General features: G+C 56.6%; 17 protein-coding genes. 10 read left to right on the forward strand and 7 right to left on the reverse strand.

The genetic code is table 11. The annotated features are described in order from the left end of the window. The 4 genes from AC3GOJ_RS06270 to AC3GOJ_RS06285 all read right to left on the reverse strand — a co-directional run bounded on the left by AC3GOJ_RS06270 (nucleotide 1) and on the right by AC3GOJ_RS06285 (nucleotide 3,479). A complete protein-coding gene (locus AC3GOJ_RS06270; RefSeq protein WP_488236612.1) occupies nucleotides 1–558 on the reverse strand; it encodes a hypothetical protein in 558 nt (185 codons plus the stop codon). Further along, nucleotides 555–2,252: a potassium channel family protein gene (locus AC3GOJ_RS06275; protein ID WP_488236613.1), complete on the reverse strand. Its 1,698-nt coding sequence runs from the start codon at nucleotides 2,250–2,252 to the stop codon at nucleotides 555–557. The genes AC3GOJ_RS06270 and AC3GOJ_RS06275 overlap by 4 nt, the downstream gene beginning before the upstream one ends. A gap of 10 nt (nucleotides 2,253–2,262) precedes the next feature. Beyond that, nucleotides 2,263–2,646 (reverse strand): DUF6394 family protein, encoded by a 384-nt coding sequence (locus tag AC3GOJ_RS06280; RefSeq protein WP_488236614.1) that lies wholly within the window; start codon nucleotides 2,644–2,646, stop codon nucleotides 2,263–2,265. 71 nt (nucleotides 2,647–2,717) lie between these two features. After that, nucleotides 2,718–3,479 carry a sulfite exporter TauE/SafE family protein gene (locus AC3GOJ_RS06285; RefSeq protein ID WP_488236615.1) on the reverse strand — a complete coding sequence of 254 codons (762 nt, stop codon included), beginning with the start codon at nucleotides 3,477–3,479 and terminating at the stop codon, nucleotides 2,718–2,720. A gap of 90 nt (nucleotides 3,480–3,569) precedes the next feature. Between AC3GOJ_RS06285 and AC3GOJ_RS06290 the strand changes: the two genes are divergently transcribed. Genes AC3GOJ_RS06290 through AC3GOJ_RS06300 form a run of 3 tightly spaced genes read left to right on the forward strand, consistent with a single transcriptional unit; the run spans nucleotide 3,570 to nucleotide 4,952 of the window. Then, entirely contained in the window at nucleotides 3,570–3,947 is a 378-nt protein-coding gene (locus AC3GOJ_RS06290; RefSeq protein ID WP_488236616.1) for a hypothetical protein, read from the forward strand. Nucleotides 3,948–3,952: 5 nt separating this feature from the next. Continuing rightward, nucleotides 3,953–4,480, forward strand: coding sequence for a tRNA adenosine(34) deaminase TadA (gene tadA / locus AC3GOJ_RS06295; RefSeq protein ID WP_488236617.1), 528 nt, complete (start codon nucleotides 3,953–3,955; stop codon nucleotides 4,478–4,480). Next, nucleotides 4,470–4,952 (forward strand): L,D-transpeptidase family protein, encoded by a 483-nt coding sequence (locus tag AC3GOJ_RS06300; RefSeq protein ID WP_488236618.1) that lies wholly within the window; start codon nucleotides 4,470–4,472, stop codon nucleotides 4,950–4,952. Before tadA ends, AC3GOJ_RS06300 begins: the two co-directional genes overlap by 11 nt. 15 nt (nucleotides 4,953–4,967) lie before the next feature. Here AC3GOJ_RS06300 and ygfZ read toward each other — a convergent pair whose 3' ends face one another. Continuing rightward, nucleotides 4,968–5,870, reverse strand: coding sequence for a CAF17-like 4Fe-4S cluster assembly/insertion protein YgfZ (gene ygfZ, locus AC3GOJ_RS06305; protein WP_488236619.1), 903 nt, complete (start codon nucleotides 5,868–5,870; stop codon nucleotides 4,968–4,970). A gap of 73 nt (nucleotides 5,871–5,943) precedes the next feature. Between ygfZ and mltG the strand changes: the two genes are divergently transcribed. The 6 genes from mltG to AC3GOJ_RS06335 are packed head-to-tail and all read left to right on the forward strand — an operon-like array spanning nucleotide 5,944 to nucleotide 10,770. Next, nucleotides 5,944–6,927 (forward strand): endolytic transglycosylase MltG, encoded by a 984-nt coding sequence (gene mltG, locus AC3GOJ_RS06310; protein WP_488236620.1) that lies wholly within the window; start codon nucleotides 5,944–5,946, stop codon nucleotides 6,925–6,927. Between the two features lie 5 nt (nucleotides 6,928–6,932). Beyond that, nucleotides 6,933–7,550, forward strand: a complete 618-nt coding sequence (gene tmk, locus AC3GOJ_RS06315) for a dTMP kinase (RefSeq protein WP_488236621.1) — start codon at nucleotides 6,933–6,935, stop codon at nucleotides 7,548–7,550. Between the two features lie 4 nt (nucleotides 7,551–7,554). Beyond that, the gene (gene holB / locus AC3GOJ_RS06320) at nucleotides 7,555–8,652 is read left to right on the forward strand and encodes a DNA polymerase III subunit delta' (RefSeq protein WP_488236622.1); all 1,098 of its coding nucleotides are present in this window, start codon (nucleotides 7,555–7,557) and stop codon (nucleotides 8,650–8,652) included. 5 nt (nucleotides 8,653–8,657) lie between these two features. Next, complete coding sequence (locus tag AC3GOJ_RS06325; protein ID WP_488236623.1) at nucleotides 8,658–9,458, forward strand: TatD family hydrolase; 801 nt, start codon at nucleotides 8,658–8,660, stop codon at nucleotides 9,456–9,458. Then, nucleotides 9,455–10,195 (forward strand): ankyrin repeat domain-containing protein, encoded by a 741-nt coding sequence (locus tag AC3GOJ_RS06330; RefSeq protein WP_488236624.1) that lies wholly within the window; start codon nucleotides 9,455–9,457, stop codon nucleotides 10,193–10,195. The genes AC3GOJ_RS06325 and AC3GOJ_RS06330 overlap by 4 nt, the downstream gene beginning before the upstream one ends. Nucleotides 10,196–10,200: 5 nt before the next feature. After that, the gene (locus AC3GOJ_RS06335; RefSeq protein ID WP_488236625.1) at nucleotides 10,201–10,770 is read left to right on the forward strand and encodes a phospholipase D family nuclease; all 570 of its coding nucleotides are present in this window, start codon (nucleotides 10,201–10,203) and stop codon (nucleotides 10,768–10,770) included. 57 nt (nucleotides 10,771–10,827) lie between these two features. Here the strand turns inward: AC3GOJ_RS06335 and AC3GOJ_RS06340 are convergent, their stop codons facing one another. Further along, the gene (locus AC3GOJ_RS06340) at nucleotides 10,828–12,030 is read right to left on the reverse strand and encodes an amino acid aminotransferase (RefSeq protein WP_488236626.1); all 1,203 of its coding nucleotides are present in this window, start codon (nucleotides 12,028–12,030) and stop codon (nucleotides 10,828–10,830) included. A 149-nt stretch (nucleotides 12,031–12,179) separates the two neighbouring features. Between AC3GOJ_RS06340 and uvrB the strand changes: the two genes are divergently transcribed. Beyond that, nucleotides 12,180–14,276, forward strand: coding sequence for an excinuclease ABC subunit UvrB (gene uvrB, locus AC3GOJ_RS06345; protein ID WP_488236627.1), 2,097 nt, complete (start codon nucleotides 12,180–12,182; stop codon nucleotides 14,274–14,276). 17 nt (nucleotides 14,277–14,293) lie between these two features. Here uvrB and AC3GOJ_RS06350 read toward each other — a convergent pair whose 3' ends face one another. Beyond that, nucleotides 14,294–15,100 (reverse strand): hypothetical protein, encoded by an 807-nt coding sequence (locus AC3GOJ_RS06350; protein ID WP_488236628.1) that lies wholly within the window; start codon nucleotides 15,098–15,100, stop codon nucleotides 14,294–14,296. Nucleotides 15,101–15,114: the final 14 nt, after the last annotated feature.

Here is a 15,114-nt window from a genome sequence, read left to right on the forward strand (position 1 = left end):
CTAAGGGTTTTCAAAAGAACCATCACCTGTCCACGGTTCGCAATACGTGGAGTACATGCCGCCGCGCTGATAGAAGGGATCTGGCCAAATCTCGGTGCTTTGTACCAATAGGGTGTCTTGATTAAAGCTGACGGTGTAGGCCATGCGCAGCAGGCTTGAATCGCACCAGCCCCAGTTCCAATCCAGTGCTTGCTTCTGCGGGAAGCGGTAGGTGTCCCGGTAGGGGCCAAGAATACGTAGTACCTGTTCCTGGGTTTGTCCGACTTTTATTTCGGTAAAGTGTTTGAGATCGAGCACTTGCTCTTTGCGAGTCATTTTGCCGTTGTCATCAAAATAAACCATGAAGCTCACCCAACCCGCCGGCCCACGCGGGTAGGAGAGTTGTTGAATCTGTCCTTGTGGGTTCTTCCAACTCATGGCGGGCTGCCCCATCGTGGCTTCGACTTCGGCTACACTGGCACCCGGTTTTAAGCCAGCACCACTGTATGAGGCGCAACCGGCAAGCAGGGTGCTCACAAGAACGAGAGTGGTGTTCAGCCGTCGGGGCTTGGTGATCATGAATTAAGGTATTTACCCAGCCAACTACCCGTACTGTTGCTGCCGGTGAGCACGAAATTCAGTGCGTTACCGTACCCGGTGGTGAGTTTCTGTTCGTTCCATGCGGTGCGACTACCCGCCCAGATGATTTTGTCACCGCTGTGCAGAGGCATCGAGTCTTCTGGCAGTAGTGTGATCTGACCGGCGCGTTCCAGCATGAGCGGCATGAGTTTGAGACGATCCGTTCGGCAGCGATTGGAGGTCATGAGTGCCGCCAGCGTGACGTTGTTCCCGACATGCTGAAGCGCGCTGAATAAGGCGGGTGTTTTATTGCGGTTGATTCGTGTGGTCCAGACAAAGGGCACGACACCACTGCACAGTGGTGACAGCCGTTCGATGACTGCCTGCGACCATTCGGGGAGCTGTTTTTCCACTTCACGGATAAAGCGCGAGAGCAGCGGCGTGGTCAGGAAGCTGAGGCAGGCATGAGCGACAGTTTCAGTCGTGATCAGGGTCAGGTCGGCGTCAAAGGCTTCAAAGAGTTGTGAGTTACCGGAGCTGCTTTGACGCATGACGATGCAGAGATCCGGGTTGAGTTCGCGGGCGGTAATGGCAATGGACAGGTTGTTGATATCGTTATCAGATCCGGCCACCAGGCCAACGGCTTCGCGAATGCCGGCATCAATGAGGGGGCTAGCTTCGGTACCGGCACTGACAATACTCAGGTGGTCATCTGGCGTCGTTGGGCGCGGGTCGATGATGCGTACTTCATCGTGCATGCCCAAGGTGTCGAGATGCTGCACGATGGCGCGACCAAAATGTCCGTAGCCACATATGATCCATTTGCCGGTGGGCGGTTTCTGGAGCTCAGGCAGTGGGCTACCTGGTACGCGGGTCAGCCATTCAACCAGCTGGTAACTCGGTGGGCTCCGCATGGCCAGCGCTAATCGACGGGCAAAGAGGGCATAAGGGTCAACGACAAAATTAGTCCCGAAGGAGTGCATATTGGCAGCGGTGGCGGCGTGTTCGGCGCGGGCAATGACGGGGATGCCGGGATTGAGCAGTCGCACACTCATGGCGATAGCGAGATTGGCATCATCGTTGTTTGTTACCGCCAGGACTGCTTTGCAATGCGGATGGCGAAGTCCGGCCAGAAGCAGGAAGTGTGGTTCACGGGCATCGGCATGAAGTGCCGGTACGTCGGCCGCATAGTCGCCCAGATCCAGCTCCTGCAGGGGTTCAAGCCGCGTGTCGAGCACGACAAAACGCATTTGTACCTGGTCGAGGGTTTTACAGATCAGACTGCCGGTTTCACCAGCACCGCAGATGATGCAGAAGGGTTCGGCAAGGTTATGGATCTTGCGGCCGAAATGGTTGGTTGCCAGGGCCCGTTGCAGACCATCATCTTTGAGCAGGTGAAGAATACTCAGAATGGCATAGGTCCAGCCAATTACTGTGAGATAGATGCAGACCGTGACCCAGAAGCGCTGCCCGTAGGAAAAAGCATTGGGGATTTCGCCAAAGCCGATGGTGCTGGCGGTGTAGCTGATGAAGTAGAAGGCATCGAAAAAAGACATTGGTGGTGCTGGCCGACCTGCGGCATCAACACCGGGAATGAGCACGAGGCCGAAGATCGAGATCGCATAGATCAGGATCATGACGATCAGCGGCGCCCGCATGCGGCGCAGCACGAGAAAGAGCACGCTGTCGTTCATGCGAGCTGTCTTAACGACGCATCATTAGTGTTTCGGCAATTAATAGAATGACCGAGACCACGTTAGCGAACAGGGCACCGCCGGACAGTGATACGACACTAGCAGTAATTTCAGGCGTCATACCCAGGCCGAGCACGTGGACGGAGACGCCCCAGGTGATGGCGGCAGCAATCAGTTGTAGATCCGCGACCAGGCTGGTGGCCAGATGAATGGCACCGATCTGGGTGCGGTCGCCGAACTTGAGGGTGGTGGCAATGAGGTTGACCACGATGGCAGCGAAGAGTTCATAGATGTGGTGTAACTCCGGTCGGTCGATGTCGCCAATAAAAAAACCGAAGTTGAGCGTTGCCGCCAGTACAATAAAAAAACCAAAAATCACTTTTTCCAGATTCATGCCATAACCTTTAAAACTGGTGCCAATAATGCTTTGATTATAGGCCTGAATAGGCATAAATCAGTGGGGTTTTAGATGAACAGGAGCTTCAAGCCGATCAGAATGGTGGTGGCTTCAAATGCCCGTTTAACGAGCTGGTTGCCCTGGCGAATGGCTATGTGGCTGCCCATGTAGCTCCCGATGACCGAGCCGGCGATCAGTGCCGGTAACCAGTCCCAGGCAATGTCTCCGGCCAGGCCGAGGACCACGGCACCGGTGCCGTTCCAGGCAAATCCACAGAGCACCAGAGTGTAGGCAATGGCCCGTTTATAGTCCATGCCGAAGTGACGGATCAGCCAGATGGTTAGGAACAGGCCGCTGCCGGAAGTAATAGACCCATTGAGAAAGCCCACCACAAAGAGGCCAATCATGCCGTGGATGAGGCCGCGGCCATGCCAGTTTTTGGGGGCGTAGTCGATACCGAGTTTGGGTTTGAAAATGGAATAGAGGCCCAGGCTGACGGTCAGTGCACCCAGGACCATGAGCGCCGCCTTTTCCGGGGCCTCGAGAATGAGCGAAGCCCCGAGAATTACACCGGGAATGCCAGACCCCAGAATAATCAGGCTGGCGCGGCGTTCCAGATGGCTTTCCTTCATGTGGCGCAGAATGGCACCAACCCCCAGGAATACACTGGCGACCTTGTGGGTGGCTAATGCTGCAGCAAAACTCAGTCCGAGAAAAATGAGAATCGGAAACTGGATGAGGCCAACGCCACCGCCGGAGAGGGCTGAGAAAAAATTGGCGATGATCGCGGTCACAAAAAGAATCGCCTGTCCGGCAATGTCGAGCGTCATGAAGGGTAGTCTGTGGGAGGTTTACCGGATAAGCCGTTATTATACGAGGGTGATTGTTTTTGTTGACTTTGCGAAGACTGCCTGCCACCGATGCGTATACCCCAGATTATTGCCTTTGAACGCTTGAGCGAGCCGTTGGCCACACGTCAGGAGTTTGCCGGTCGTCTGCTGCGTTCGATACTGATGGGCTGTCTGATTGTCGGGCTGGCGCTGTTTGCGGGCATGGCGGGCTACCATGTCTTTGAAGGTCTGGACTGGATCGATTCTTTCGTTAGTGCGGCCATGATCCTCTCCGGGATGGGCGTGCTGGCAGCGCCGGTCACGGTGGAAGGTAAGCTCTTTGCCGGTCTGTATGCGATTTTCTGCGGTCTGGTGCTGATCGCTGCGACGGCGATCATGTTTACGCCGGTGATTCACCGTTTTCTGCATCGCATGCATATCGATGACGATGATCTGGATGAGGCCTAGGCTTGATGGCTTCTGAAGATATCGGATTCATGCAGCTGGCGCTGGATCTGGCGCGCCAGGGTGCATCGCATAATGAAGTGCCGGTGGGTGCCGTGGTGGTTTGGGATGGACGTGTCGTGGGTCAGGGTTTCAACCAGCCGATTGGTCGGCATGACCCGACGGCACATGCCGAGGTCATGGCCTTGCGCGATGCAGCACAACGCCTGGGCAATTACCGACTGCCAGGCTGTACCCTATATGTGACCGTAGAGCCCTGTGCCATGTGCGCCGGGGCGATTCAGCATGCGCGGATTGCCCGAGTGGTATTCGGCACCACTGAGCCAAAGACCGGTGCCTGCGGCAGTGTCGTTGATCTGTTTGCCGAGCCCCGATTGAACCATCATGCACAAATCGAAGGGGGTGTTCTGGCAGTTGATTGTGCTGAGACCGTGTCCGCATTTTTCCGTCGGCGTCGGGCAGAAGCCCGCGCCTTGAAAGCGGATGAACGGACGATGGCTGATGGCTTGTGGACAGGAGAGGTCGATGCGGATTGAAATTTCGGTGGCCCGTCAGACACTCCAGCTTCTGCGCGATGATGGTCAGGTGATCAAGGCTTATACCATTTCGTCGGCGGCCAAGGGCGTGGGTGAACAGATGGGGAGTTATCAGACACCGCGGGGACAGCATCGGATTCGCGCTCGTATTGGCGATGGGCTCCCGCTGGGGGCCGTGCTACGCGGCCGTCGCCCGACCGGGGAGGTCTGTACTCCGGAACTGATGCAGGCTCAGCCCGACCGCGACTGGATTCTGACGCGAATTCTCTGGTTATGTGGCGAGGAGCCGGGTAAAAACCGGGGTGGACAGGTGGATACCATGCGCCGCTATGTGTACATCCATGGCACACCGGATTCCGTAACACTGGGGGTGCCTGGTTCGCATGGCTGTATTCGCATGCGCAATACCGACATGGTGGATCTGTTTGACCGGGTAACCGTGGGTACACCGGTCATCATTGACGAAGACTGAGCTAAAACGCTGCCTTTACACCAGGCCGGAGAGGTGCAGGGGGATTGCTGCCGCATCGTTCTCTTTCTGGCAGTAAATGGCGCCTTCGGCCGCATCTTCCTGCAGAACTGCCAAAGCGAGCCATGATTGGCCATCCGCTGACGGGGCGACCGTGACAAGACTGCCACAACTCTGACCATTCAGCGCCGTCGCACGGACCTCCTGACCCGCATGCAGCGCTTCTGAAGCGCTCACGCGATATAAATGACGTTTGATCTTGCCTAGATAGTGGGTCCGCGCAACAATTTCCTGGCCCGGATAACAGCCTTTCTTGAAACTCACACCGCCCAGTTTATCCAGGTTCACCATTTGTGGCACATAGTGCTCGCTGGTGGCCAGGCTCACGAGCGGGAAGCCCTGCGCAATATCGGATCGCAACCAGTCTTGCGAGCTGCCCAAGGCAAATTCACCCGATAGGATTGCAAAACCACTGGCCGGGCCGGTGAGCAGGCAGCGGGTAGCATCCAGCCGGACGGCATTGATATCGCCCGTCGTTGAAATCTGTGTGACCAACTGCCAATCTTCGGTGGGCAGCTTGAGTGCGCCGAGCGACGTCGCAAGATTCAGCAGGCCAAAAACCTGGTCCTCTGATACGTGAATCTGTACCTTCAGGCGAAGCACATACATTTTTAGGCGCTTGGCAATGCTGTCGCGCACATCAGCCGCCAGTACCAGTCGATAGCCACCATTCTGCGGCCAGATAACAAAGGTCGTGAGCAAACGGCCTTTGGCGGTACACCAGCCGGAAATCTGGGCTTTTTCGGGGCTCAGCAGACGAATATCGCTGGGTACCTGATTCTGCAGGAAAGTCTGGGCGTCTTCGCCTGAAATATCCAGAATAGCCAGGTGGGGGAGCGGGATCAGTTGTGCGGTGGTCATAAGGGCGCGCCGGGTCGATTTAAGGGCAGAAAGCTTCAGAGCTTGGAGGGTAGGGTTGGTATCATAATGGTCTATGAAATATTTGGCCAAATTCTTCGCCGCTGCAGCACTGCTTGCCGTGATTGGCATGCTGATAGTGCATCTCTGGCCGGTATCGCTGGCAGAGCCCAAGTTGCTGGTCCGTGTGCCGGCCGGCGCATCGCTCAAGGTGGCCGCCCAGACGTTGCATGATGGTGGCGTTGGTGTGCCCGCCTGGGTTATCAGTGGGGTGGGTCGGGTCGCCGGCTTGGCGTCGTCCATCAAGGCCGGCAGCTACGAATTCGATCATGGCATCAGCCTGTGGGCTATGCTCCGTAAGCTATCGAGTGGGGATACCAGCCAGGCGGATCTGCTGCTCGTCGAAGGGTCGAATTTCCGTGAGTTGCGGGCTAAACTGAATGCCCAGCCAGCGCTGGTGCATCTGACTCGGGATATGACGGATGCCGCCATCATGGACAGGCTCGGGATGGCTGGGCAATCGCCGGAAGGTTGGTTTTTTCCCGATACCTACCGCTTTGACAAGCGCTCGGAAGATCTGGAGTTGCTGGTGCGTGCCAACCGCGCCATGCAGAAGCAGTTGACCATGGTCTGGAATGCTCGTGAGCCCGGTTTGCCGCTGAAGACGCCCTCTGAACTGTTGATTCTGGCATCCATTGTGGAGAAGGAAACCGGTGCCGCTGCAGATCGCACCCAGATTGCCGGTGTGTTCATTAACCGTCTACGCAAGGGCATGCGCCTGCAGACAGACCCGACCGTGATTTATGGCCTCGGTGCTGGATTTGACGGAAATCTGCGCAAGGCGGATCTGCAACGGGATACGCCCCACAACACTTATACCCGAGCCGGATTACCACCGACGCCGATCTGTATGCCGGGTCTGGCATCACTGCAGGCCGCTGCCCATCCGGCTAAAACCGATGCCCTGTATTTTGTCGCCCGGGGTGACGGAAGCAGTCAGTTTTCGGCCACGCTCGATGCGCATAATCAGGCCGTTAATCAATTTCAGCGAGGCAGGTAGTGCGCATGGACGCAAAATCCACAGGACGCTTTATTTCAGTAGAAGGCATTGATGGTGCCGGCAAAAGTTCGCATATCGAATGGCTGCGCGAATATCTGACCGCCGCCGGTCATGCCGTGGTGGTGACGCGTGAGCCGGGGGGAACCCCGCTTGGTGAATCTTTACGCAACCTGCTGCTCAACGAGCCGATGGCCCCGGAAACGGAAATGATGCTGATGTTTGCGGCGCGGGCGGAGCATCTCTCATCGGTGATACGCCCGGCCCTGGCGCAGGGTGTCTGGGTGATTTCAGATCGTTTCTCGGATGCCACCTATGCCTACCAGGTGGGTGGCCGTGGCGTGGCTGAAAGCAAGTTTACGGCACTGGAATCGTGGGTGCAGGAGGGGCTGCAACCCGATCGTACACTGTTGTTTGATGTATCAGTCGAGACCGCGCAGGCGCGTTTGCATGACACGCGGATACTGGATCGCTTCGAGCGGGAAGCCAGTGACTTCCATCAGCGCGTGCGCGATGCCTATCATCAGCGTGCCGCTCAGTATCCGGCCCGGATTCGTCTGGTGGCATCCGATATCCCGATGGATGCCGTGCGCCTACAGATCCTGGATGCACTTTCGGATTTATAGACGGATGATTGACTGGGTCGAACTGCATTCAAACGCCTGGGCACAGATTCAGGCGGATCTGGCACGTGACCGTCTGTCTCATGCCTTGCTGCTCTCGGGCCCGGCCGGGATCGGTAAGCTGGATTTTGCCGAATCCCTAGCTGCCAGTCTGTTGTGCGATCAGCCGCAGTCTGATGGCCGTGCCTGCGGTCACTGTACTTCCTGTACCTGGCATGCTTCCGGTAATCACCCGGATTTTCGTCGTGTGCGTCCCGAGGCGTTCGAAGAACTGACAACGGAATCGGAAACCGACAAACCGGCCTCGGCCAAGGCGGATCGTAAAAAGAGTGAACAGATCCGTATTGATCAGGTGCGTGGACTTGAAGCCTTTATTCAGGTGGGCAGTCATCGTGGCCGGCGAGTCATAGTGATCGAACCTGCCGAGGCGATGAACGAGGCCACCGCCAATGCGCTGCTGAAGTCCCTCGAAGAACCGCCTACCGGCGTGCATTTTCTACTGGTAAGTCATGCGGCGGAACGATTGTTGCCTACCGTCCGTAGCCGGACGCGTGCGGTGCCGCTAGGCGTCCCCAGTCGCCAGGCGGCGCTGCAGGTTTTTGCAGCAATGACGCCACCATTGAAAGATGGGAACCTCTGGCTGAATCGGTGTGCCGGCGCACTGCGCTTTGCCATGGCTCTCGCGACCGCTGCCGAAAAGCGCCCGGCAGCCACTGATGACGCCATTGTCGAAACCTCGCTGATCGATGCATTGTTATCTCAGCTGATGCAGGGGCCCCGAATGGATGCGCTGGCCCTGGCTAAAAGCTGTGAGGCCCTGGTCAAGGGCGACTTGTCCGGAACCCGGCTGGCTCTGTTGATCGACTGGATGCAACGCTGGGCGCTGGATCTGCAGCTAGTACGACTGGGTGCTGCACCAATCGTGTTCCCTGAACATGCGGCTGTTTTTCAAAAACTGGCCAGCGGTCTCAACGATGATCGTCTGAGTCATTACCCGGAGGTTCTGCTGGAAGCGCGTCGCCTCTGTGGTCATCCACTGAACATCCGCCTGTTTCTCGAATCCGTTTTTTCCCGCACGCTCGACCTCTACGAACCATCTGCCTGAATCTTATGACCCAACTGATCGATTCCCACTGTCACCTGGATTTTGATGGCCTTGCCAACCGCTTGCCCGAGGTAATGGCTGCCATGGCCGTCAATGATGTCGGCGGCTGTATGACCATCGGGGTCACGCTGGAAGAAGCGCCGCAGGTCCTCGCCATTGCCGAAGCGCATGAACAGATTTTCGCGTCGGTGGGTGTGCATCCGGAGTATGCCGATCACCAGGAACCGGATGTCGAAACCCTCTGTACGCTGGGCCAACATCCCAAGGTACTGGCGATTGGAGAAACAGGGCTGGATTATCACTGGCACAAGGATCAGCCAGAATGGCAGCGCGAGCGATTCCGTGCCCACATCCGTGCCGCTCGGCAACTGAATAAGCCTTTGGTAATCCATACCCGTGAAGCCGCAGACGATACGCTGCGAATCCTGAAGGAAGAGGGGGCCGAAGCGGTCGGCGGCATTCTGCATTGCTTTACTGAATCGTTTGAGGTGGCTGAAGCCGCCATGGATCTGGGTTTTTACATATCGTTATCAGGTATTGTCAGTTTCAAGAAGGCAGCGCAGGTGCATGATGTGGCACGCCGGGTGCCACTGGATCGATTGCTCGTTGAAACCGATGCGCCCTATCTGGCGCCGGTGCCCTATCGCGGCAAGCCCAACGAACCCGCTTATGTTCGTCATGTCGCAGAAGCGATTGCCGATTTACGCCAGATACCCTTTGCCGATGTTGCCGAAGCCAGTAGTCGTAACTTCCTGAAACTCTTTCCCGCTGCTGCTGCGGTTCTCGGGCCGAGGGTCGGGTTATGATCTTCAAACGCTTGTTGATCGGCTGCCTGCTGGTTGCCTCTGCCTGTGTCTATGCTGGGCCAACGACCGACGACATGGTCATGGCCGCGAAGAAGGATGATCCGGCAACGATCCGGGAAGGCCTTAAAGCCGGATTCAACCCGAACTACGTCGATCGGGAAGGGAATACGTTGTTGATTCATGCCGCAGCCAATATGAGCCCGGCGGCCGCCGATGCACTGCTCCAGGGTGGTGCTGATCCGACCATTCGTAATAAGGTAGGGGATGATGCGCTCAACTATGCCGCCCTCAAGGGGAGCCTGTCGATTGTGCAAAGTCTTGTGGCGCGAGGCGTACCGGTCACTCGTCGGCAGGGCTGGCAGCCATTGACCTACGCTGTGTTCAGCAAGCAGTTACCGGTTTTCACTTTTCTGATGGATAAGGGTGCCGAACCCAATGCCGTAAATCCGAACCATGCAACCGCGCTGATGTTTGCGGCCGAGCAGGGTCAAGAAGCCATGGTGGATCGTTTGTTGGCAGCCGGCGCAGACCCAACCTGGACACGCAATGGCGAAAGTGCCGTGGATTGGGCACTGAAGACCCAGAACACCGATATTGCCGAAAAAATCATGAAAGCACAGATCCAGATTGGTCTGGCACACGCGCAGGCGTTGAATGAGGATGAAGCCAACGAGGATGAATCGAGCAGTGCGGAGTCTGCTGTACAGACCGGAGTTGTGCTTCAGGGCAACAGGTAATGGCGGTGTTGGGTCGTCCGTACCGGATAGCCGGTCTACTACTGGCCGTTCTGGCGTTCCTCAGCCCGATCACGCAGGCGCAATCCAGCAAAGAGCCGGCGGTATTCGTGCCGCAAACTCACATTCGGGTGTATTTCACACCAGGTGATTCGGCCGAGTCGGCTATTGTCGAACAGCTTCTGGGGGCTAAAGACTCGATCCTTGTCCAGGCCTATTCATTCACCAATCCGGCAATCGCTGCTGCATTGGTCAGTGCGCAACACCGTGGCGTGCGTGTTGTGGTGTTGCTCGATAAAAGTCATCGTACCCAGAAATATTCGGCGGCGGATTTCACCAGTCACGGGGGCGTTGAAACCCTCATCGATGATCGCCACGCGATTGCCCACAACAAGATCATGATTGTGGACGGCAAGGTGGTGATTACCGGCAGCTACAATTTTACGAAGGCGGCCGAGAAAAACAATGCTGAAAACCTGGTGATCATCGATTCACCGGATGTGGCAGCAAAATATCTGCAGAACTGGCAGAAGCACCAGCGGCATTCGCAACCGTATAAGCGACCACCATCACCGTAATAAATGCCAAAAAAAACGCACCCGAAGGTGCGTTTTCGCAGGGGACAGCGCCTCTGATCAGGCAACAACCGCTGCGATCGCATCAGCGACGGCATCGATGTTCTTGCTGTTCAGCGCCGCAAGGCAGATACGGCCGGTCGAAACAGCATAAATACCGTACTGGTCACGCAGCACGTCGACCTGGGCAGCTGTCAGGCCGGTGTACGAGAACATGCCGCGCTGCTGGATCACAAAGCTGAAATCCTGCTTGACCCCCTTGGCCTTGAGCTTGTCGACCAGTGCGACACGCATGGCGCGGATACGCTCACGCATTTCGGCCAGTTCCTTTTCCCACATAACCCGCAGCTCTGGGCTGGTCAGTACGGCAGCGACCACTGCAGCACCGTGCGTCGGCGGGTTGGAGTAGTTCGTACGGATGACGCGCTTCAGCTGCGACATGACGCGAGCTGATTCGTCCGACGATTCGGTCACGATCGACAGTGCACCGACACGCTCGCCGTACAGAGAGAACGACTTGGAGAATGACGACGACACCAGGAACTGCAGACCTGAGTGTGCAAACTTGTCGAGGACGATAGCATCCGGCTGGATGCCTTCGGCAAAACCCTGGTAGGCCATGTCGAGGAAGGCAATCAGCCCCTTGGCGCGGATAGCCTCGATGACCTGATCCCACTGCTCATTGCTGAGGTCGGCACCGGTCGGATTATGGCAACAGGCGTGCAGCAGGACGATCGAGTCTTTGGCCATGCCATTGATATCGGCCAGCATGCCTTCGAAGTTGACGCCACGGGTGGTGGCATCGTAGTAACGATAGGTCTTGACCGGGAAATCGGCGGCCTCAAACAGCGCACGATGGTTTTCCCAGGACGGATCGCTGATGTAGACGGTGGCGTTCGGCACCAGACGCTTCAGATAGTCTGCTCCGATCTTCAGAGCACCGGTGCCGCCAATCGCCTGAGCCGTTACGACGCGCTTGTCGCGCAGCAGCTGGGTGTCATGACCGAAGAGCAGGGCCTGGACAGCCTGGTCGTAGGCAACCGAGCCTTCGATGGGCTGGTAACCGCGGGCCGGCGGGTTCTTCATGCGGGCCTCTTCGGCTGCGCGAACGGCCTTGAGTAGGGGCAATTTGCCCTCATCATCGTAGTAGACGCCGACGCCAAGGTTGACCTTGGTGGAACGTGTATCGGCATTAAAGGCTTCGGTCAGGCCGAGAATCGGGTCGCGCGGTGCGAGGGCGACATCAGCAAAAATCGAGGACATAAAAACTCCGGTGGTCGCCGGCTTGTACCGGCTGGAGGAAATAAGGGTTGACGCGTTAAACTGTGCTCTAGGGCACCTCATAACCTGAAAATTCTAACATGGCATAGCGTTTCTATGCCGTTGTATGTGCTGTGACAGAGAATGGATTCATGACTTCCAAAAATGCAACGATTTCCGAACTGGCAGTGGCTTCAGGTGCATCGTCAAACGTGGTGTCCTTTGAGGGTAGCCCGTTTCGATTGCACCAGCCGTTTCCGCCAGCCGGAGATCAGCCGGCAGCCATAGAACAGCTGGTTGACGGGCTGGATAGCGGCCTTTCTTTCCAGACGCTGCTTGGAGTCACCGGCTCGGGCAAGACCTACACTATGGCCAACGTGATTGCCCGCAGTGGACGTCCGGCACTGGTGCTGGCACCCAATAAAACATTGGCTGCCCAGCTGTATGCCGAGTTCAAGGAGTTCTTCCCGGAAAACGCCGTCGAGTACTTCGTGTCTTATTACGATTATTACCAGCCGGAAGCCTACGTGCCGAGTCGGGATCTCTTTATCGAGAAGGATTCGTCGATCAACGAACATATCGAGCAGATGCGTCTATCGGCGACCAAAAGCCTGATCGAGCGCACCGATTGCGTGATTGTGGCAACGGTTTCCTGTATCTACGGTATCGGTGACCGGGACGAATACCACCAGATGATCATGCACGTGCGCGAGGGCGATAAGATCCCTCAGCGTGACCTCTTGAAGCGTCTGGCGGAAATGCAGTACACCCGCAATGAAATGGATTTTCAGCGCGGCACGTTTCGGGTGCGCGGGGACGTCATCGATGTTTTCCCGGCAGAACATGCGGAAAATGCCCTGCGTATCGAACTGTTTGATGATGAGGTGGAACGGCTGCAACTCTTTGATCCACTGACCGGCGAAATACGGCAGCGCTTGTCCCGTTTCACGGTATATCCTTCAAGTCACTATGTGACGCCAAGAGCCACGGTGTTGCGTGCCGTTGAGGGCATCAAGGAAGAGCTCAATGGCCAACGGGCGGCGTTTCTGGCCGAAGCCAAACTGGTGGAAGCACAGAGGCTGGAGCAGCGGACCAAGTTTGATCTCGAAATGCTCACGGAGGTAGGTTTCTGCAAAGGGATTGAAAACTATTCACGACATTTGTCCGGGCGCAAGGCCGGAGAGCCGCCGCCAACCCTGATTGATTATTTGCCAGCCAATGCACTGTTGTTTATTGACGAATCCCATGTGGCGATTGGTCAGGTGGGCGGTATGTACCGGGGTGACCGCTCCCGTAAAGAGAATCTGGTGAATTATGGTTTCCGGTTGCCATCGGCACTCGATAACCGTCCGCTGAAATTTGACGAGTTCGAACAACGCATGCGTCAGTCGATCTTTGTTACGGCCACGCCGGCCGATTATGAAAAGCAGTGTTCCAGCCAGGTGGTGGAACAGGTGGTCCGCCCGACGGGGTTGGTGGACCCGGTCGTCGAGGTCCGACCGGCAATGACCCAGGTCGATAACCTGCTGGGGGAAATCCGTAAGCGGGTGGCCGCCGATGAGCGGGTTCTGGTCACCACGTTGACCAAACGCATGTCAGAGGACCTCACAGATTATCTGACCGAGAACGGCATCAAGGTCCGTTATCTGCATTCGGATATCGATACCGTGGAGCGTGTGGAGATCATCCGTGATCTGCGTCTGGGGATATTTAACGTGGTGGTGGGTATTAACTTGCTGCGCGAAGGTCTGGATATTCCCGAGGTGTCGCTGGTCGCAATTCTGGATGCGGACAAGGAAGGCTTTCTCCGTTCGGAGACTTCGCTAATTCAGACAATCGGACGTGCAGCACGTCACCTGAATGGTACGGCGATTCTTTACGCCGACCGGATCACGGGTTCCATGCGGCGAGCCATGGATGAAACAGAACGTCGTCGACACAAGCAACTGGCCTTTAACGCAGCCAATGGCATTGTGCCGCGGGGTGTGCAGAAAAAGATCAAAGATATTATTGACGGCGTTTATGCCACCGGTTACTCAGAGTCCGGTGATGCCGTATCGGCCCGTAAAGCGGCGCAGACCCGGAAGAACTATGAGGCCATGTCCGAGAAGGAAGTTGCTGCTGAAATCCGCAAGCTGGAACAGGCCATGCAGAAGCATGCAAAAAATCTCGAATTTGAAGCAGCTGGACAGGTCCGCGATCAGTTGTTCCGTCTCAAGGAGCAGCTATTTGGCGCAGCGCCTAAATAGCCATCAAGCATTGAACACTAGAACTTGCGCATCACGCTACAGATGTCGGTGCCGATGCCGCTGGCCAGATACTGACTGACGTCTTTGGCGGCTTGCGTCAGCTCACGGATTCGGTCAGGTTCGGCAGCATTGAATTGCTGCAGCGTCACTGAACCGGTTTTTCCGGTGTTGTCGGCATAGCGACCGATCTGGCGCAGACTGAGCGTTTCATAAACGCGGACATAGGCGGCGCCTTCGAGTGTGTTGTCCTTCAGGCCGGATTTCACCTGTACTGAGGTCACACCTGCCTGCATGAAAAATCGGTAGGGCGCGGCCTGTTCTATAAAACCGGCTGGTAGATTCAGGTTGCTCTGGCTCCAGTTGACTTTGTTAGCGTCAAGTACCTGCGTGTAGATCACCGCGTCGATACCGCAGGCATGCAGTTGATCGGCAATCCGGTTGGCAAAATAGACAGGCAGGTTGGCAGTGCTAACCGCCTGCACCATATCCTGTCGTTCTGCCTTGAGGGTTGCCTTGGCTTCAGCCTCCGAAGCAGCATGGCTGCCTGCAGTCGATCCTGCCAGGCTTCCAGCCAGACCCGCGATGGGGCCGACGACCATGCTACCCAGAATGCCGCCTGCGGTACCGGCTTTGTCGGAGATCACGCTGGTCGATACCGCACCACTGGGAATGATCAGTACCTGAAAGCCGGTTTTATGGGATGCGGTTTTGGGGCGTTCATCAACTACCTCGGCGGCATGGCCGGACTGGTTGATCTTGAATGGCCCCGAGGTGCAAGCGCAAAGCAGCACGCAGAATAGGGTAACGAAGGTTTTCTGGTTCATGGTGACAGTGAGAA

It is taken from the genome of Fluviibacter sp., assembly GCF_057744235.1.